The organism is Actinomadura sp. 6K520, assembly GCF_004349245.1.
Taxonomy (GTDB): Bacteria; Actinomycetota; Actinomycetes; order Streptosporangiales; family Streptosporangiaceae; genus Spirillospora.
In genome coordinates this window covers 1-17,790 of the sequence record NZ_SMLC01000029.1, presented here as the reverse complement: position 1 = coordinate 17,790, position 17,790 = coordinate 1, and the positions used below count along the sequence as shown (strand labels likewise).

General features: G+C 70.7%; 16 protein-coding genes. 9 read left to right on the top strand and 7 right to left on the bottom strand.

Going from position 1 to position 17,790, the window contains the following annotated elements; all coding sequences use genetic code 11:
* Positions 1–15: 15 nt before the first annotated feature.
* The 3 genes from E1289_RS10550 to E1289_RS10540 are packed head-to-tail and all read left to right on the top strand — an operon-like array spanning position 16 to position 7,456.
* Positions 16–2,295, top strand: a complete 2,280-nt coding sequence (locus E1289_RS10550) for a geranylgeranyl reductase family protein (RefSeq protein ID WP_165970423.1) — start codon at positions 16–18, stop codon at positions 2,293–2,295.
* The gene (locus E1289_RS10545; protein WP_131978212.1) at positions 2,292–6,725 is read left to right on the top strand and encodes a fibronectin type III domain-containing protein; all 4,434 of its coding nucleotides are present in this window, start codon (positions 2,292–2,294) and stop codon (positions 6,723–6,725) included. Before E1289_RS10550 ends, E1289_RS10545 begins: the two co-directional genes overlap by 4 nt.
* Complete coding sequence (locus E1289_RS10540; RefSeq protein WP_131978209.1) at positions 6,722–7,456, top strand: hypothetical protein; 735 nt, start codon at positions 6,722–6,724, stop codon at positions 7,454–7,456. Before E1289_RS10545 ends, E1289_RS10540 begins: the two co-directional genes overlap by 4 nt.
* A 103-nt stretch (positions 7,457–7,559) precedes the next feature.
* On the opposite strand, the gene E1289_RS10535 is transcribed toward E1289_RS10540, so the two are convergent.
* Positions 7,560–8,066: an ATP-binding protein gene (locus E1289_RS10535; RefSeq protein ID WP_279487257.1), complete on the bottom strand. Its 507-nt coding sequence runs from the start codon at positions 8,064–8,066 to the stop codon at positions 7,560–7,562.
* Positions 8,063–8,224, bottom strand: coding sequence for a hypothetical protein (locus E1289_RS38130; protein ID WP_165970421.1), 162 nt, complete (start codon positions 8,222–8,224; stop codon positions 8,063–8,065). The genes E1289_RS10535 and E1289_RS38130 overlap by 4 nt, the downstream gene beginning before the upstream one ends.
* Before the next feature lie 327 nt (positions 8,225–8,551).
* Between E1289_RS38130 and E1289_RS10530 the strand changes: the two genes are divergently transcribed.
* Both E1289_RS10530 and E1289_RS10525 read left to right on the top strand, forming a co-directional pair.
* On the top strand, positions 8,552–9,412 hold the full coding sequence (locus tag E1289_RS10530; protein WP_131978203.1) for a helix-turn-helix transcriptional regulator: 861 nt from the start codon (positions 8,552–8,554) through the stop codon (positions 9,410–9,412).
* A gap of 31 nt (positions 9,413–9,443) precedes the next feature.
* Positions 9,444–9,698, top strand: coding sequence for a DUF397 domain-containing protein (locus E1289_RS10525; protein ID WP_131978200.1), 255 nt, complete (start codon positions 9,444–9,446; stop codon positions 9,696–9,698).
* A gap of 47 nt (positions 9,699–9,745) precedes the next feature.
* On the opposite strand, the gene E1289_RS10520 is transcribed toward E1289_RS10525, so the two are convergent.
* Together E1289_RS10520 and E1289_RS10515 are read right to left on the bottom strand one after the other, a co-directional pair.
* Positions 9,746–10,009, bottom strand: a complete 264-nt coding sequence (locus tag E1289_RS10520) for a hypothetical protein (RefSeq protein WP_131978197.1) — start codon at positions 10,007–10,009, stop codon at positions 9,746–9,748.
* Positions 10,010–10,280: 271 nt separating this feature from the next.
* Positions 10,281–11,150, bottom strand: coding sequence for a hypothetical protein (locus E1289_RS10515; RefSeq protein ID WP_131978194.1), 870 nt, complete (start codon positions 11,148–11,150; stop codon positions 10,281–10,283).
* 380 nt (positions 11,151–11,530) lie between these two features.
* Here E1289_RS10515 and E1289_RS10510 point away from each other — a divergent pair, with 380 nt between their 5' ends.
* Together E1289_RS10510 and E1289_RS10505 are read left to right on the top strand one after the other, a co-directional pair.
* A complete protein-coding gene (locus E1289_RS10510; protein WP_131978191.1) occupies positions 11,531–12,733 on the top strand; it encodes a PucR family transcriptional regulator in 1,203 nt (400 codons plus the stop codon).
* 252 nt (positions 12,734–12,985) lie between these two features.
* Positions 12,986–14,212, top strand: a complete 1,227-nt coding sequence (locus tag E1289_RS10505) for a PucR family transcriptional regulator (RefSeq protein ID WP_131978188.1) — start codon at positions 12,986–12,988, stop codon at positions 14,210–14,212.
* Between the two features lie 104 nt (positions 14,213–14,316).
* Here the strand turns inward: E1289_RS10505 and E1289_RS38125 are convergent, their stop codons facing one another.
* On the bottom strand, positions 14,317–14,781 hold the full coding sequence (locus tag E1289_RS38125) for a hypothetical protein (protein WP_165970420.1): 465 nt from the start codon (positions 14,779–14,781) through the stop codon (positions 14,317–14,319).
* On the opposite strand from E1289_RS38125, the gene E1289_RS10500 reads away from it, so the two are divergent.
* Entirely contained in the window at positions 14,747–15,520 is a 774-nt protein-coding gene (locus E1289_RS10500) for a hypothetical protein (RefSeq protein WP_131978185.1), read from the top strand. The two genes, E1289_RS38125 and E1289_RS10500, sit on opposite strands and share 35 nt — an antisense overlap.
* 47 nt (positions 15,521–15,567) lie before the next feature.
* On the opposite strand, the gene E1289_RS10495 is transcribed toward E1289_RS10500, so the two are convergent.
* Positions 15,568–16,215, bottom strand: coding sequence for a TetR/AcrR family transcriptional regulator (locus E1289_RS10495; RefSeq protein WP_131978182.1), 648 nt, complete (start codon positions 16,213–16,215; stop codon positions 15,568–15,570).
* 144 nt (positions 16,216–16,359) lie between these two features.
* Here E1289_RS10495 and E1289_RS10490 point away from each other — a divergent pair, with 144 nt between their 5' ends.
* The gene (locus E1289_RS10490; RefSeq protein WP_131978178.1) at positions 16,360–17,196 is read left to right on the top strand and encodes a hypothetical protein; all 837 of its coding nucleotides are present in this window, start codon (positions 16,360–16,362) and stop codon (positions 17,194–17,196) included.
* Positions 17,197–17,218: 22 nt separating this feature from the next.
* Here E1289_RS10490 and E1289_RS10485 read toward each other — a convergent pair.
* Positions 17,219–17,790 (bottom strand): TetR/AcrR family transcriptional regulator (locus tag E1289_RS10485; protein ID WP_131978175.1); only part of this gene is annotated, 572 nt, incomplete at its 5' end.

The following is a 17,790-nucleotide window of genomic DNA, read 5'->3' as shown; positions in this document are numbered from 1 at the left end:
CGCGGGGAGTCGATGATGGACGACGCAGACGTGGTGATCGTGGGAGCGGGCCCGGCCGGGGCGACGGCCGCGTACCATCTCGCACGGCGCGGGAGGCGGGTGATCCTGCTGGACCGGTCCGCGTTTCCGCGCGACAAACCCTGCGGTGACGCGGTCACCCGCGCCGGTGTCCGGCTGCTGGCCGAGATGGGCGTGCTCGGCGATCTCGGCCGGACCCGGCCCATCGGAGGGCTCAGCGTCTCGCTGGGTCCCGAGGGGCGGCGCAGCACACGCGACTTCGACTACGGGAACGACGGGTACGGGATCGTGGTCCCGCGCGCGGTGCTGGACGAGGCGATCGTCGCCCGCGCCGCCGACGCCGGTGCCGACTTCCGCGACCGCGTCCGGGCGGTGGGGCTCGTCCGGACGGAGGCCGGTGCGGTCCAGGGGGTCGAGATCGCCGGCGGAGCGGGTGTGCTGCGCGCTCCGGTGGTCGTGGCGGCGGACGGGGGCACTTCCGTCCTGGCCCGGCGGTCCGTGCGGGCGGGGCGGCGGAACGGCAGGTTCGGCTACGCGGTCCGCGCGTACTTCGACTTCAAGGGGGCGGGCGGGCTCGACGACCTCCTGCGCTTCGTCATGCCGCTCGCGGATCCGGCGACCGGGGCGCGGCTTCCCGCCTACGGCTGGATCTTCCCCATGGGCCCGGACCGGATCAACATCGGTGTCGGCGTGGCCGAGCGGCAGCCCGGCGTGAACCTGGCCGAGATGTTCGCCAGGTTCGCCGCCGAACTGCGTGCCGGCCTCCCGGGCTTCGCTTCCGCACGGCAGGTCGGGCCGCTGCGCGGCGCTCCCCTGTACACCGGCTTCGCGCCGGAGCGGTCCTGGGCTCCGGGGCTGCTCCTGGCGGGAGACGCGGCCGGCATGGTCAACCCGGCGACCGGGGAGGGCATCAGCTTTGCCCTCGAATCAGGAAAGATCGCCGCGGAGATCGCCGATGCCCGCCTCGCGGCCGGGCGGACCGACGACTTCTCGGCCTACGCGACCCGGCTGGCCCGCAGGTTCAGCGGCCACCTGGAGACCGGTCGGCACGCCGCCGTCCGGCATCGGCTCGCCTGGCGTGTCCTTGAGGACACGTTCGAGTCCGACCGGCCGATCTTCGCCCTGGTCCGCCGCGCCACCCTGTCACCCGGCCTCGGCCTCGACCCGGAGGCGGTGGCCATGACCCGCGACATGCGCCGCTGCCTGCATCCAGGGCTCGGGCTCGGATCCCAGCTCGTCGTGGCCGGCGAGATTCTGGCCGACACGGTTCGCCGCGACTGGCCGTTCCTGGCGCGGCTGCATTCGATGGCGGCCGACGAGCACGTCTTCGCGCCGCGGCCGGCGCTGTTCGTGCTGCTCGCCGCGCGTTGCCGTGATGAAGACGACGGCCACGGCGCCCGGTCGGAGACCCCCGAGGCCGGCACGGGATCCGATCATCTCATCCCACTGGCGGCCTCGGCCGACCTCGCGGCGATGGCGTTGCTGGCCGCCGCCAGCGTGGATGTACATGCTGCCGCCGGGGTCCACTCCGGACCGAACTGGGGTACGACCTTCGCCGTCCTCGCCTCCGACCTGCTGCTGGCGAGGGCGCTGGCGCTCTGCGCCACCGCGAGTCCGCCGCTGGCCGCACAGGTCGCCTCCGCGGTCGAGGAGGCGTGCCGAGGCCGGGTCCGAGAGCTCGCCGCCCACCGGCTCAGCCCGCCGCCCGCGCCCCGCCGGTGGCTGGAGCTGTCGTCGCGGTCGGGGCTCGCCGCGCTCACCGCCGCGTCCTGCGAACTCGGCGCTCGCGCGGGCGGGGCCACCGAGGAGGTGATCGCGGCCCTCGGTTCGTATGGCCGGAACATCGGTCTGGCGGTGCAGCTTCTGGAGGACGACCGCCGGCTGTCCGGTGGTACCGACCGGCTCGGCCGCGACGCGCTGGCGGATCTCGACGAGGCGTCTCCGTGTCCGGCCTTCCGGCTGGCGCGAGCGCAGCTGGGGGCGCGGCTGGAAGCGGTCCGCCCCATCGACGGTGATATCCGCACCCGCGCGGGCCGAGCGGGCGAACTGGCCGACCTGATCGGCACGACCACCGCGCTTCAGCAGACCCGGGCCTGGATCCGCGAGCTCGTCGACGAGGCGGAGCACCTCCTCGAACGAGTCCCCCCGGGCCCCGCACACAGCTCCCTTGCCGCCATCGCGCGCCAGGTTCGGCGCCACACGGGGAACGCGGGCCGGCCGGCCGCCGCCGGGCCGGCCGCCGCGACCCGCGTCCCAGCACGAAGGGCACAACCATGAAACGCCGTCTCGTCCCCTTACTGGCCCGCTGCCTCACGCTGGCCCTGCTGCTTTCGCTGACCAGCGTGCTGGACACCTGGTCCGGTAGCGGGGAGGGCGCGGCGGCCGCCCCGCGGCGATCACCTGTCGCCGCCCCCAAGGCCGCGGACCCGGCGGCCCCGCAGCCCGGCCAGTTCTACTCGGTGCGGGGCCGGGCGGCCGGGCCGCTGGACATCGCCGCCGGTGCGACCGCCACGGTACGCGTGGCGGGGGTGGCCGGCGTGCCGGCGTCGAAGGTGGCCACGGTCGCGTTGAATCTGGCGTCGAAGGGCACCGGCGGAGCGGGTTCCCTGGTGGTGTTCCCCTCGGGAGCCCCCGAGCCGGAGGCGATCGCATCGGCCTACCGCGATGATGTCTATGTCCACGACCTGGTGACCGCGAAGGTCGGCGCGGACGGCCAGGTCAAGATCGTCAACCGGGGCGGGGGCGCCGTCCGGGTCTACGCCGATCTGTACGGCTACACGCTCTCGCAGGCCGGTGCCACGGCCGGGAGCGTCTACGTCGGGTTGCCGGGGGCGCGGATCCTCCCCGAAACCCGCATCGCCGCGGACGCCACCCACAGCTTCCGGCCGCCGGGGAAAGGCGGCGTTCCCAACACGCTCGCCGTGACCCACGTCGCGGTGACCGTCCACACCCATGGCCGGGATACCGGCGAGCTCACGCTCTATCCCTCCGGGACCGCCCGGCCTGCCCTGTCCAATCTGGCCTTCAGCGCGGGCGATCCGGCTCACAACTTCGTGATCGTCCCGCTGGGCGACGACGGCAAGGTGAGCATCGGTACCACCGGAGGCGCGGTGAGCGTCCGAATCAACGTGGCGGGCTACTACGTGAAGCCGTCGGCCACCAGGGTCGGGGCGGTCGCCCGGCCCCTGCAGCCGGCCCGGATCGCCGAGGTGGGCATCGGAGCGTCCGGGGATCACATCCTCACCCCGCTGGGAAAGGGCGGTGTCCCCGCCACCGGCGTCTGGGCGGTGGGCGTCAACGTGACCGCCAAGCCGACCGGCGCGGGGTCGTGCTGCGGCTACGTGGGCGTCCAGGGCGTGCCCGCGGTGACGTACTCGGAGGGCACGGCTACGAGCGGATACACCGTGGCCAAGATCGGTGAAGACGGCACGGTCAAAGTGCACAACAGCGGCGATACCGCGATCACGGTAGAGATCGAGGTGGTCGTCTACTACAACGGGCCGGCCGCTCCGGCGGCACCCCGCGGTGTCACCGGAGATCCCCGGCGGGAGGCCGTCCGCCTGACCTGGCGGCCGCCCGCCGCCGACGGCGGCGCCCCCGTCACCGGATACAAGGTCACCGTCTCGCCCGGTGGGGCCAGCACCTACACATCCGGCGAGACCGCGGTCACCGTCGAAGGGCTGGAGAACGGCAAGGCGTACACGTTCGACGTCACGGCCACGAACGGGGTCGGAGCCGGGCCGCCGTCGTCGCCGTCCGCGAAGATCACGCCGGTTGCGGCCCGGGTGCCCGGCCCGCCCACCGCCGTCACCGGAACCCCCGGCCACGGCCAAGTGCAGGTGTCGTGGAGGCCACCCGCCGACAACGGCGACGACGCGATCATCAAGTACGTCGTCACCGCCTCACCCGGCGGGGAGAGCATCAGCATTGCCGGGAGCCAGACCGAGGTCCCCGTGACCGGTCTCGCCAACGGGACGCCGTACGCCTTCACGGTCACCGCCGTCAACGGCATAGGCGCCGGCCCACCGTCGGCGCCGTCGGACCTCATCACCCCCGAACCGCCGCGGCCGCCGGGCAAACCACTGATCACCGATGTCTTCCCACGGGACGGCGCCGTCCGGGTGAGCTGGAGTCCGCCCGAGACCGGGGCCTCCGGTCTCACCGGGTACAGGGTCATCGTCAATCCCGGCGGGCAGATGACCGAAGTCGGTCCGGACGAGACCGAGACCACGATCACGGGCCTGACCAACGGCAAGTCCTACACCTTCTCTCTGGTCGCCATCAACGACGTCGGCCATGCGACCTCACGTGCTTCCGATCCGGTCCGCCCGGGTGCGGCCGACGTGCCCCTCCCTCCCCCCGGCCTCATGGCGACGCCGCTCGGCGGGCGGATCGACGTGCAATGGGTGGAGCCACCGGACGGCGGAGCACCGGTCACCGGCTACAAGCTGACCGCCGAGCCCGGCGGGCACGAGGTGGACGTGCCCGCCGGCACGACCGTCGCCCCGATCACCGGCCTGACGAACGGCGCGGCCTACCTGGTGAAGGTGGCCGCCACGAACAAGGTCGGCGACAGCCGGCCATCCGAGCTGGCCGGCGTCGTACCGAACGCGGCCCGGCCGCCGGCCGCCCCGCGATCGGTCCAGGCGGGCGTCACCGCGACCGGCTCTGTGGCGCTGGACTGGTCGGTGCCCAACGACGTCGGCACCGCGCCGATCACCGGTTACACCGTCACGGCCACGCCGGGTGGGGCGACCATGACCACCACCGGCACGACCGCGACCATGACGGGCCTGGATCCCGCGACCGAGTACACCTTCACCGTCCACGCCACCAACACCCACGGGGCCGGCCCGCCCAGCGCGGCGACCGACCAGCTCACCCCCAAGCTGACGGTCACGGCGAATCCGCTGGTGGTGCTGTCGGAGGCGTCGGTCAAGACCCTGCGCGCCGCCCACAAGGACGGAACTCTCTACTTCGAGGACCCCACGCCCCAGGTCACCGCCCTCACGGTCGGCTCCATCGTGGTGATCACACCCACGGGCAAGGTGCCCGACGGCGTCTTCCGCACGATCACCGGAGTGACGCGGCAGTCCGGGCTGCTGATCCTCTCGGCCCGGCGGGCGGCGTTGAACGAGGCCCTGACCGACGGAGGGTTCTCGATGGACGCCTACCTCGGGGCGGAGGACACGCCGCAGCTCGAGGCGCTGGGCCCCGGCGTGCGGCTCCGCCGGCCCACGATCAACGGAAAGACCGTCGACCAGGGCGCGCCCTCAGGCGGTGTCACCCCCCGAGGTGTTTCGGCCGGGATCAGGGACGGCAGCCTGGTACTCGAATTCACCTTCGCTCCCAAGCCGGATGGTGAGGGCCGGGTGGGCAAGGTGGAAGCGTGGTGGACCTTTACCCCGCACATCCGCCCGAGGGTGTGGGTGTCCGGCGGCAAGACCTACATGGACTCCCACCTATCGCTGGCCTACGCCGACGAATACCGGGTGAAGCTGGGGATCGGCTCGGAGCTCAACATCACCAAGAAGTTCGCCAAGCTCAAGCTCAGCCGCAAGCTGCTCTACTATGTCCCGCCCCTGTGGGTGCAACCCACTTTCAACCTGGCGTTGAACATCAAGGTCGGGGTGTCCGGTGGCGTCAGCGTGGCGCTGCAGCACAACAGGGAGGTCGGCGCGCACATCTGGAAGGACGACCTGGGAGTCCACTTCGAGAAGATCGACCGGCAGGGGTCCAACAAGGGCTGGCATGCCGATTTCTATCTCGATGCGTTGGCCCACGCCGCCGTGCTGGCGGAGTTCACGCTGATCTTCAACGAGGTCGGCGGCCCTGGAGTGGCCGTCGGCCCGTACCTTGAGGCGAAGGCGGACACCACGCAGAATCCCTGGTGGGAGGTGAGAATCGGCATCAGGGTCGATGCGTACTTACGGCTGAGCGCACTCTTCGGCGAAGGAGAGGGGCGGATCGACGGCATCATCAACCTCTTCTGGACCATCCTCCATGCCGACGGTCCTTTCGTCGGGCTCACGATCGACCCCGCACGCACGGAGACCGACGTCAACGTGCCCATAGCCTTCACGGCCAAGTTCGCCGGAATCCCGCCGGGGCCCGTCGAATGGAAGGTCACCTCAGGGCCGGGGTCCATCGACGGCAACGGCCGGTTCGTTTCAACCGAACGGGGCACCTCGGAGATCACCGCCACGAGTCAGGGCTACAGCGGAAGCGCCCTGGTCCACGTACTGTGCCGCGCCGGGACTCTGGCCCCCGCGAACCTGACGGCCGGCGGTCTCGGCCCGGGGATCAGTCCGTCCGCTCCTGGCGGCGTGGCCGCTGCCCCGAGGCCCGCGTCGGCGACCGTCTCCTGGACCGCACCCGAGGACCCGGGGGCACTGCCCGTTCGCGCGTACGCGATCGTGAGCAGCCCGGCCACCACCACGACTTATGTGCCCGGCAACGTGACAACCGCCGTCATAAATGGCCTGTCACCATACCGGGAATACCATTTCACCGTGTACGCGCTCAATGACGCGGCCGTGAGTCCGCCGTCTGTACCGAGTGCGGGTGTCGAGCCCGGCGACCCGATCATTCCTATCGACACGGTAACTGCGACTCCTTCCTCCACGGTATTCAGCGGGCGTGCACCGGCCCACTGGTCCCCGGTGCTGCTGCCGCCCGTGCGGCCGGCAGAGGAGTGCTGCTCATGAGACCTGACGACGCCCCCGACGGGCTTTCCGACGGTGCCTATATCGCCCAGCAGAGCTGGCGCGGCAATCTGCCGATTCTGATGGCCCTCGGTGCCGTGGACGCGTTCCTGCTGTACCAGGCCATTCGAAACCCCGGGCCCGGCATCGTCTTCGCGCTGGCAGGGTTCTGCGCGGTGACCGCGGTCGTGGCCGTTCTCGTCACGAGGTCGGTACGTCGCGGGGAGGTGTCGTTCGCGGTGGACGCCCGCGGCGTCTACTTCGGCCCCACCGGCGAAAGCGAACTGGCAGAGTTGATCCCCTGGTCGTGGATCGACTGCATCGTGACCTTCGACCGGATCGTGCACGGCGCCAACCAGAAGGGACGCCGCCACTGCGTGGGGGTCGAACTCAACGCCGCGGGCGTCACCGAGCGGATGGCACGTTTGCCCAGGCCACCGGGGCTGCCGCCACCTACCGCGCTGGAGCGGGAGTTCAATGAGGCGGCCCTGATGCCCTGGTTCTCCCGCCTGATCGCCGAGCCGTCGCTGGTGGAGCGACAGATCCAGGGCTGGCGACTGGACACGGCAAGGCTGGCCCAGGCGGTCACGCGTCACGCGCCTGAAACGCCCATCGCGCGCCGGCCCACCCGCCCGGCTCCGAGCATCGCAAGCATTGCGGCCACCGCCTGGGAGGTCCGCAAGAACCTCCAACGACTCGCCGAACGGGACGACCACAAGAACGACGACCAGTGACGTCGGCTCCTTCCTCGCTCCCAGCACATGGTGGCGTGCGGATCGCGTTGCCGCGCGTTCTCGCCGCGCCCGCCCTGACTGACCGGTCGCGCCGGGCAGGCGGTCACCGGTCGCCGGAGTGAGCGGAGTTGTTCGCCGCGAAAGCGGACACCTCGTAGGCGCCGTCACGGGGACGCGGCGGGGTCGGAGCGTCCTCCGGCGTTGCGGCGCGAGTATCGGGGGGCGCGGTGTGCGGGACCTCGAACCAGACGCGCAGCCGGCCGTCGTCCAGTTGCTCGAAGCCCCACGACTTGGCGAGCATCGACAGGATGGGCAGGCCGCGCCCGTGTTCGCCCTGGGGATCATCGACGTGATGCGGAACGCTGGCACCGCCCTCGTCGGTGACCTCGATCCGGATGTTGGCCGTGTCCACGTAGGCGTCCACCTCCACGAGATTGCCCTCGCCGTGGACGATCGCGTTCGTGAGCGTCTCGGACAGCAGCAGGACGCTGTCATCGCATGCGCTGTGTTCAGCACCGAGCAGCGGTTCGAGCCGTCCCAGCAGCCACCGCCGTCCGTTCACCACGTTCCTCGGGCTGGACGGAATGACGCACGTTCCCAAGTGCTTCACCGGGCCCGCACCGCCCACGCCACCCGCGCGGCCGTCTCCCCGACGTCCCCGGCCATGCACCACTGCCCGCCGAAGGCGTAGCGCCACCGCCCCCGATGGTCGACCGCTGCGACCCCGAGCCATGTGCGCGGCCACGCCCGCTCCGGCACCCAAAGCACGGCCTCACCGCGCGACGGGTGGACGAGCATAGAGGTGCATTGCTGGCTTTCGCCCAGTTTGTAACACAGATCAGCCAGGAGGCTGAACCGCACCGAATGCGGCCGCTGATCCGCTGACATCGTCTGACGCCCTTTCCCCGGGCACGCGAACGACCACGATTCACCCGACTTTCTTGCGTGATCGCCCGTCTACCGTGCGTGACTTTCGCTACGGTCAGAGTGTGCGCGGATGACGTGCGTTCTGCAATAGAAACGAACTGAACTAACGCAGTTTGTTTTTTCGATCTTGATCCCAAGGCACCATAAAACGGATACAAGGAGGACGAAGTGACCGCTCGCCGCAGCCCCACCGTCCGCAAGCGCCGCCTCGCCGCTGAGCTTCGCCGGTTGCGCAAGGAGTGCGGGTTGACCCGCGAACAGGTCGCCGAACGCATCGGGTGCGCGCCCGTGACGATCACCCGTATCGAGACGGGCCAGAGCGGCGCCCGCGTCGGCGAGGTCTCCCTCATGCTGGAGGTCTACGGCGTCACCGGCGACGAGCGCGAAGCCCTCCTCCAGGTGGCGAAGGACGCCCGCAAGCGCGGCTGGTGGCACCCCTATAGCAGCACCATGCCCAGTTGGTTCCAGGTCTACGTCGGGCTAGAGGAGGAGGCGGCATCGATTCAGGATTACCAGCCTGAAGTCGTGCCAGGGATCCTCCAGGTCGAGGCATACGCAAGAGCGACCTATCTCGCTGAAGCTATCGTCCCAAGCGAGGATGAGATCAACAGGCAAACCACACTCCGTATGGAGCGGCAGAAGAGGCTTCTCGAAGCAGACAATGCTCCAGAGATGTGGTTTGTGTGCAATGAGGCTGTGATACGGCGAGTGGTGGGTGGCCGCAACGCCATGAAAGATCAACTCGACTGGCTTGTTGCGCTATCCCGCCAGCCGAACATCACTATCCAGGTGCTCCCCTTCACGGCAGGCGCTCATCCGGGGATGCAAGGCGGCTTCAGGATCTTAAGCTTCCCCGAACCTGCTGACCCGGCGGTCGTGTACGTCGAGTACCGACGGGGAAGCCTGTATCTGGAGAAAGTCGACGATGTCCATAGTTATACGCTTGTGTTCAATCACCTGCGAGCGCAGGCCCTTGGCCGTGACGAGTCGCGTGTTCTCATCGCGTCCGCTGCCCAAGACATGGCCTGATGCTCGCGACTCCGAGGAAGTGTGATCCCCCATGGACGCAGTCCCTATCAGATGGCGCAAGAGCAGCCACAGCATCGGTAACGGTGGTGAGTGCGTTGAGGTCGGAGCCTGGCGCACGAGCAGCTACAGCGCTGAAGAAGGCCAGTGTGTAGAGGTCGGGCGGGGTGAGGCGGTTGTGCTGGCGCGGGACTCCAAGGATCCGGGCGGGTCGGTGTTGGGCTTCGGGGCCGAAGCATGGGGCGCTTTCCTCGACACCGTGAAGAGCGGTCGCCTCGACCTCACCTGACGGCGACCGGCGGTGACCCGCCGGTCGCCGTCAACACTCCGCGGCTGTCAGATCAAGACCTCGTCGAGGGACTCGGCGGTCGCGGCGCGGCGGGCCCAGTTGCGGATCTGTTCGAGGTCCTGGCAGGACGTGATGCGTTTCCGGTCGTCGTCGTCGATGGTAAAGCCGCGCGACTTCAGGACGATGAGGAGCACCTCGGTCGCTCCTTCGAACCAGCCCTCAACCCAGCCCTCAACCCAGCCATCGGCCCGGCCTTCGGCGATACGTTCGAGGGCGAGGTCGATGTCCCACTCGTGCGTGCCGACCTGCATGACTTCCTCCAAGCAGCGTCGGGCGGCCCCGTCTGCACCCGCGACGCAGCCCTCCATGTCCATGCCCGAATGTGGAGGGCTTGTACGCGTCCTGCAAGCCGCAAATAGAGCAGACCCGCGCGGACGGGAATGAACAGCCCACCTGGCAGAGGGATGGACGGGACCGCGGTTGAGCCGACGATGGTCGTGGCGTGGAGCCAAGCCGTCGTCGGCTCACGCGGTTACGGCGACATCCCGTCTCGTTCGCGTTTGCGACGCGGCCGGTCGTCTTTCAGGTGAAGATGCGGTCGAGGGGCTCGCCTGCCGTGGCGCGGCGGGCCCAGGTGTGGAGCTGTTCGTGGTCCTGGCAGGTGGTGATGCGTTCCCGGAGGTCGTCGTCGATGGTGAAGCCGCGCGTCTCCAGGACGGTGAGAAGCAGCTTGGCCTCGCCCCGGGCCTCGCCCCGGGCCTCGCCTTCGGCGATGTGTTTGAGGGCGAAGTCGCTCTTCCACTCGTACGTGCCGGCCTGCATGATCTCCTCCAAGCAGTGTCGTGCGGCTGCGGAGAGCCTCGATCGCACGTAGTCATGATACAGCTCGCCCCTGTCACGCTCTGTGACCTCCAGGGCTTCGGCGAAGGCCGTCAGGACGGCCTTCTGGTCGGGGCCGTCGGCGTGTGCGACGGTGCTCAGGATCGCCAGTTCCGGCAAGGAACGGGCCTTGTCCAGGTCGGTGACGGCGGGCACTTCGGTGAGGTTCAGTACCCAGGGGCGCAGGACCCAGCCTTGATGTCCGCTCTCGATCGGCTCACGGCACCAGGCGGAGGTTCTCCCGTCCGGGCACAGCACCAGCAGCGTCACCGGACACTCGCGCCGGGCCCGGAGCGTGGCCAGATAGACCGGCCAGCTGTAGTGCTTGCGCGGGTCCGGCTTGAGTTGGACCTCGACGACGATCGCGAGATCCGGGCGCTTGGGGTCGCCGAGGAGGACGGTCGAATCGCATCGGTACTCGGTGGGGTTGCAGTCGGTGAGCGTCTCCGATCCCAGTGATATCTGCTCGTACTCGGGGGGTTTGATTCCGGATACCGCCTGGAGGAGTTCCGGGGCCAGCGCGGGCTGGTTCCGGAACAGGTCGAGCGGCACCTCGTGTTCGGCGGAGGGCATGAGGTGGACGCTATCGGTGTCCATGCCGCCACGTAGCGCGAAAATCGTTACGTGGAGTAATAGGGGACCTTGTTGTTGCATGTCCCTGTTCGTGATGCTTCTCCGCCGGTCTCGGGCGTCGTGCGGCCCGGCCGGGACGGTAACGATTCGGCCGGGAGCATCGAGCGAATCCATCATCCGGTGATCAACACCGAACGTCATTCGCTCGCGAAGTGAGCACGTATGTGGTGTGCGGGGCGGAATAGGCAAGCATAAGTGAGCAATTGGCGATGTAGAACAGCCCGTACGGAGTGTGAAAGTTTTTCGGGAATGGTGCGCGGCGTGCGCCGTTGGGTTACTTTCATTGCATCGTTCCTCTGCCGGCGCGAAGGAGGCCGACGATGACGGGGACCGTCACCGGGCGGGGGCGTCCGGGACCGATCCCGCCGAAGGTGATCGCCATTCTGAGCGCCGAACTGCCGTCCCTCACCGAGGAGATCGTCAGCGAGGTCAAGCGGTCGGTCCCGACGCACCCCCAGCAGGCCCCGGCGGTGCCGCAGCGGACGATCCAGGTCAGCGTGGAGCAGGTCATGGCCGCCTTCGTCGACCAGGTGACCGGGATGGGCGACACCCACGAGCGCCGCGACGAGCTGTGCCGGGAGCTCGGGCGCAGCGCGGCGTACGAGGGGCGCAGCCTGGACGCGCTGCAGGCCGCGTACCGGGTCGGGGTCCAGGTCGCTTGGCGGCGCGTCGCGGACGTGGGAAGCAGGCGGCGGCTGCCGTCGGCGGTCATGACGCAGCTCGCCGACGCGCTGTTCTCCTACATCGACGAGCTGGCCTCGCTGACCGTCCAGGGCTACCTGGAGGCGCGGTCGCGGTCGGCGGACGAGCTGGCCGGGGCGCACCGGAGGCTGCTGCGGCTCGTACTGCGGCCCGGGGCGCCCGGCGGCGCGCTGGCCGCGACGGCGAAGGACGTGGGCTGGACGGTGCCGGACGAGGTGACGATGGTCGCGCTGCCCGCGCGGACGCGCTGCATCCGGACCGCGCTGGCCCCGGACGTGCTCGCCGACCTGGGCGACACCGAACCGCACCTGCTGGTGCCGGGGACCTTCGGTCCCGCGCGCCGCGAGATGCTGGTCGAGGCGCTGCCCGAACGCCGGTCCGCGGTGGGACTGACCGTCCCGCTGGCGGAGGCGGCCGACTCGCTGCGGTGGGCGCGGCGGGCGCTGGCGCTCGTCGAGGCCGGCGTCCTGGAGGACGGCGGCCCGACGCTGTGCGAGCGGCACCTGCTGACGCTGTGGCTGCTGTCGGACGAGGCACTGCTCGACCAGCTTTCGCGGCGCCGATTGGCGGCCCTGGCAGGGATGAGCCGAACGCAGCGATCCCGGATGACCGAAACCCTCGGCGCATGGCTCGAAGCACAGGGAAACGCGGTCGAGACGGCCCGGCGGCTGCGCGTCCATCCGCAGACCGTGCGGTACCGGATGCGGCGCCTCAGCGAGACGTTTGACGAGCAACTGGCCGATCCGGCGTCGCGTTTCGTCCTCGACGCGGTGCTCCGGGCGCGCCGGCTGCGGCAGGAGCGGAGGGCGTCCATGCGGTGAGCCGAGCACGGCCGTACCGTGTGTGTCCGCACGGACGGCACAGAGTGATTTTGTGTTCTCTTTACCTTGGGCCGCGGCGACTTGGATCTACGGTCGGCGTGTCTCAGTTCACAGCCTGTCGGGGGCGCACAGGGGTCCCCGCTCGGTGCGTCCCTGGCTGTCCGTAGCGAAGCCGACCGTCCGGGACGCCGGGTGCCCCCTGCCCGGAACCACGCCACGACCCGTGACGGCGGCGTTCTCGGAGGTGTCTCGATGACGCGGACGCTCACGCAGGAGGCCGTGCGGCCGCAGCCGAAGCTGCCGCGGCGGCTGGCAGCGATGATGCGGCCGGAGCTCCCGAGTCTGTCCAGGGAGATCATTCAGGAGGTACGCAGGTCGATCCCCGAGTACGGACGGCCGATGGAGGGGCCGTACGTGGAGACGCTCCGGATCGGCGTCGAACGGGCGCTGACCGACTTCGTGGAGCAGGTCGCGAACCCCCGCGCGCCGCGGGAGCGCTACCGCGAGACGTACCGCAGGCTCGGCAGGTTCGAGGCACAGGAGGGGCGGACGCTCGACACGCTCCAGGCCGCGTTCCGCATCGGCGCGCAGGTCGCCTGGCGCCGCATCATGAAGGTCGGCCCCCGCCGGCACCTGTCCAGCGACGTCATGGCGCAGCTCGCCGACGCGCTGTTCACCTACATCGACGAGCTGGCCGCGCTGGCGCTCCAGGGCTACCTGGAGGAGCGGCCGGACGGCGAGCTCAAGGGCCACCGCAGGCGGCTGCTGGAGCTGCTGCTGCGCCCGCGCGGCCCTCGCAGCGCCCTGGACGAGGTCGCCGGACGGGCGCGATGGCCGATCCCGGACGAGATGACCGTGGTCGCCGCCCCGCCCGGCTCCCCCTACGTGCGGGGGGCACTGGACGAGGACGTGCTCGCCGACCTCAACGCGCCCGAGCCGTTCCTGGTGCTCCCGGGCAGGCTGACGCCCGAGCGGCGGCGGTCGCTGCTGCGGGTGCTGCCCGAGGGGCAGCTCGTCGCGGGCCCCCGGGCGGCCGCCGGGGGACTGGCGGACTCGCTGCGCTGGGCGCGGCACGCGCTGCGGTTAGTGGAGACGGGCATCATCGAGGGCGGTCCGGTGACCGACTGCGACGACCACCTCATCACCCTGCTGCTGCTGTCGGACCAGGCCCTCGTCGACCGGCTCGCGCACCGGCACCTCAGCGAGCTGGCGGAGTTCCCGAGCCGGCAGCGCGGCCGGCTCATGGACACGCTGCGCGCCTGGCTGGTGAGCCGCGGCACCGCCGCCGAGATCGCCGAGGAGCTGGGCATCCACCCGCAGACCGTCCGCTACCGGATGCGGCAGCTCGAAGGCGTCCTCGGCGACCGGCTGAACGACCCCGAAGCGCGTTTCGCGATCGAGGTGGTGCTGCGCGCGACCTCGCTGCGGCAACGGTGCGCGGAGGAAGCCGCCGACGGACGGAAAAGGCTCACTCGCTGACAATCGGAGAATGTCGTCCCGTCCGTCGATAAGCAGCGGGCAATGACATTGGCGGACGGGGTTGATTGCCCATTCTCCGCGTGCTTCCATCCAATTCTGAGCAATTAATCGGGCTGGTCGCCACGGGGTGGAGGTGCGTGCAGGGTGCGCTCACGTTCGGCACGTTCGGTCGTGGCGGTCTTGGGCGCGGCGGCGCTCGTCGGACTGACGGGCGCGCACCCGGTGAACGCCGACGAGACCAGCCCCACCCCCACGCTGAGCGCCACGGAAGCGCCGACTGAGACACCGACGGACACCCCGACTGAGACACCCACCGAGACTCCGACTGAGACACCCACGGAGACGCCCACCGAGACGCCAACGGAGACGCCCACCGAGACACCGACTGAGACGCCGACCGAGACTCCGACTGAGACACCCACGGAGACGCCCACCGGGACGCCCACGGAGACGCCCACCGGGTCACCGACCCCGAGCCCCACCCCGAACGATCCTCCGGGCACGCCGGGCAGCCCGGCGAAGCCCAAGAAGCCCGTGCTGTCCCTCGCGCTGTCGGTGTCGTCGGCCACGATGAAGCCCGGCGGATCGGTCACCGCGACGGTCCGGGTGTCGTCGGCGAACGCGACCGCGCAGAACGCCGTCGTGCGGATGTCGGCGTCCGGCGCGTCGGTGAGCCCGGGGACGCAGGGCCTCGGCGCCGTCGGCTCCGGCGGGGCCGCGGCGATCGCGACCGTGCGCGCGCCGTCCGGCGCCGAACCCGGCCTCATCACGGTGCGGGCCACCGCCTCGGCGGCCAAGGCGAGCAGCGTGTCCCGCAGCTACAAGCTGATCATCACCGATGCCTCCGGCGCCCCGCCGCCGGGCATCAGCCTGGCGAACCTCCCGCCCGGCGTCCCGCCGCTGACCCCGTCCACCTTCAACCCGCTCGCCGGGATGAAGGGGCCGCAGGTGGCGCTGCCCCCGATCGCGTCACCGCAGATCGCGACGAGCCCGGCGCCCGTCGTCCCCGTCGCCGGGCTGCGCACGATCGAGGACGAGACCCTCACCGTGCAGCGGCTCTCGTCGCTGCAGGCGGGCTTCCTCGCCGCGATGACGGTGTCGGTGGCGCTGCTGCTGCTTCGGGTGCGGCTGTCCCGCCGCGCGCCGGCGCTTCCGGTTCCGCTGCCGCGGGCGCAGCGCAGGCGGCTGCGGATGGCCGGCAAGCGGCTCACCGAGGCCCGGGTGCGGGCGCTGCCGCCGCAGCCCGCACGGTCCCCCGTCCGGATCGTCTGGCTGCCGGTCAGGCCGGCCCGCGCGGCCCGCCTCTGAGCCCGCCGCCGGTCACGGTAACGGTCACCTGTCCGGGGCGGACGCGGTCACTTGTCCGGGGCGAACATGGGGTGGAAGCCCGCGAGGAGCTGCCGGATCACCGGGCGCTGCTCGGCCGGGGTGCGGCCGCGCAGGTCGTGCACGGGGTCGAGGCCGTCGTAGTACGGCGCGAGCGCCAGGAACGGCAGGATCGTCAGGATCAGCGTCGCGAGGACGTCGAGGTCGGCGTCCGCGCGGATCGCGCCCTGGGCCTGCCAGAGCTGCAGGGTCGGGTGGATCACCTGCAGGTAGTGCTGGTTGGCGGTGTCGCGGACCACGGACCGGACGCTGTTGTCGAGCTCGAAGTTCGTCGCGGCGGTGACGCCGCGCTCCAGCGGGTGGTCGGCCATGTACTCGGTCCAGTCGCACAGGACGTCGAAGAGCCACTCGTCGAACGACTGGTCGAAGTCGATCCGCTCGATGCGGCGCTCCATCTCCTCCCGGATCCGCCGCGACGTCTCGTCGCAGACGAACGCGAAGAACTCCAGCTTGTCGCTGAAGTACTGGAACAGGGAGCCCTTGGCGATGCCGGCCTCACGCGCGATGGTGTTCAGGCTGCCCGTCGAGTACCCGTTCTCCCCGAACTCGCGCATCGCCACCTCGAGCACCCGCTCGCGCTTGGCGACGTTGAGGCGGAACCAGGTGGACGTTGGCATGGACCCCTTCGACTTTCCGTCAGGAACCGGTAACCCGATGGTCAGGATAACGGTCCGTGGCGTCCCGTGTGACCCGAAACATCACCTGCGCCCCACCCGGCTCTCCGGCGGACACCTTGATCGGCGCACGTCTAGGTTGGGTTCATGTGCGTTTCGATGGACCTGGCCGAGTTCTCCGGGACGACCCTGTACGCGGGCCGGCACCGGCATCGGCGGCGCGGGCTCGTCGAAGTCCTCGGCTACCAGAACACGCCGGTGAACCGGGCGGACGGCCCCAACGCCATGCTGCTGCACCTGCCGGCCCGCGCGCCGATGTCGCCCGGCAGCTTCCTGCCCGTCGGGTCCGGCGACGAGGGCGTCCTGGACCGGATGGTGGAGGCGGTGTCCCCGGCGCCGGCGGGCGCCGCGGCGATGGCCTGGATGGGCGCGCCGGCCGCCGCGGCGGCGGTGCAGGTGTTCGAGCACGACGTCTACACGGTGCTGCTCGCCGCGGACGCCACCCTGATCCCGGAGGCGCTGGCCCGCGTCGCCCCGCACCGGCGGCCGCGCCTCGACCCCGCGCTGATGGAGTTCTACGCCGACTGCTACCCCGGCCACACCCTCGCCGTCTGCTGCTTCGACGGCGCCGACGCGCACCGCGCCAAGCCGCTGCTGATGTGGTACGAGCCGGCGGACCCGGACCGGATCGTCGTCCCCGCCGTCGACTGCCACACCGGCGGCCCGCCGCGGCTGGACGAGCCGGTGGCCACCGACCACTGGGTGATCTTCGGCGGCGACGGCATGCCGGACGGGTGGGGGAGCCCCGTCGCCTACCCGGCCGGGACGAGCCGGAGCCTGCGCCGGTATCTGCCGGACCGGGTCGCCGGCCGCCGCTTCGCCGACCCCGCCGCGCCGAACGGCGACTTCGCCATCACCCTGGACGACCTCCGGGAGGGTGACCTGGACGGCATCCACCGGCTGCGGCCCGCCGTCCGCCGATAGGGGCCGGAGCTGACCGGGCCGCTCAGCGGGCCAGCCGGATGAGGATGCGGCAGACCTCTTCGATGATCTCCGCGGCCTCGGCCTCGCTCTCGGCCGTGGCGATCTCCCGCCCGGCCTCGCCGATGACCGTGGTGAGCACCAGGCTCAGCACCTGCTCGGCCCGGCCCGCGGGCTCGGTGCCGCGCAGCAGCTTGGTGTTCTGCGCGATCCAGTGCTGGGCGCGGCTGCGGCGCATCAGCGACGACCCGGACGGGCCCTCGCCGCCGAGGAACAGCCGGGCCGCGTCCCGGCGCTCCCAGCACACCCGCAGGTAGGCGCGGGCGCCGGCGATGAACAGCGCGATCGGGTCGGTCTCGCCGTCCCTGCGCGCGGCGGACACGGCCTGCGCGGCGCTCGCCTCCTGCTCGCCGCTCAGGTCCTCCCACAGCGCCACGTACAGCCCGGCCTTGCCGCCGTAGTGGTGGTAGAGGCTGCCGACGCTGATGCCGGACCGCTCGACGATCTCGGCGATGCCCGCGTCGGCGTAGCCGCGGTCGGCGAAGACCTCCTGCGCCGCGCTCAGCAGTGCCTGCCGCGTCGCGTCGGCCCGTGCCC

What these genes read in the sequence shown, in the direction of transcription:
- E1289_RS10525 (WP_131978200.1), top strand. Translation starts at nt 9,444, where the DNA reads ATGGACGCAGTCCCTATCAGATGGCGCAAGAGCAGCCACAGCATCGGT.
- E1289_RS10520 (WP_131978197.1), bottom strand. Translation starts at nt 10,009, where the DNA reads ATGCAGGTCGGCACGCACGAGTGGGACATCGACCTCGCCCTCGAACGT.
- E1289_RS10495 (WP_131978182.1), bottom strand. Translation starts at nt 16,215, where the DNA reads ATGCCAACGTCCACCTGGTTCCGCCTCAACGTCGCCAAGCGCGAGCGG.
- E1289_RS10545 (WP_131978212.1), top strand. Translation starts at nt 2,292, where the DNA reads ATGAAACGCCGTCTCGTCCCCTTACTGGCCCGCTGCCTCACGCTGGCC.
- E1289_RS10505 (WP_131978188.1), top strand. Translation starts at nt 12,986, where the DNA reads ATGACGCGGACGCTCACGCAGGAGGCCGTGCGGCCGCAGCCGAAGCTG.
- E1289_RS10540 (WP_131978209.1), top strand. Translation starts at nt 6,722, where the DNA reads ATGAGACCTGACGACGCCCCCGACGGGCTTTCCGACGGTGCCTATATC.
- E1289_RS10515 (WP_131978194.1), bottom strand. Translation starts at nt 11,150, where the DNA reads ATGCCCTCCGCCGAACACGAGGTGCCGCTCGACCTGTTCCGGAACCAG.
- E1289_RS10550 (WP_165970423.1), top strand. Translation starts at nt 16, where the DNA reads ATGGACGACGCAGACGTGGTGATCGTGGGAGCGGGCCCGGCCGGGGCG.
- E1289_RS10490 (WP_131978178.1), top strand. Translation starts at nt 16,360, where the DNA reads ATGTGCGTTTCGATGGACCTGGCCGAGTTCTCCGGGACGACCCTGTAC.
- E1289_RS10510 (WP_131978191.1), top strand. Translation starts at nt 11,531, where the DNA reads ATGACGGGGACCGTCACCGGGCGGGGGCGTCCGGGACCGATCCCGCCG.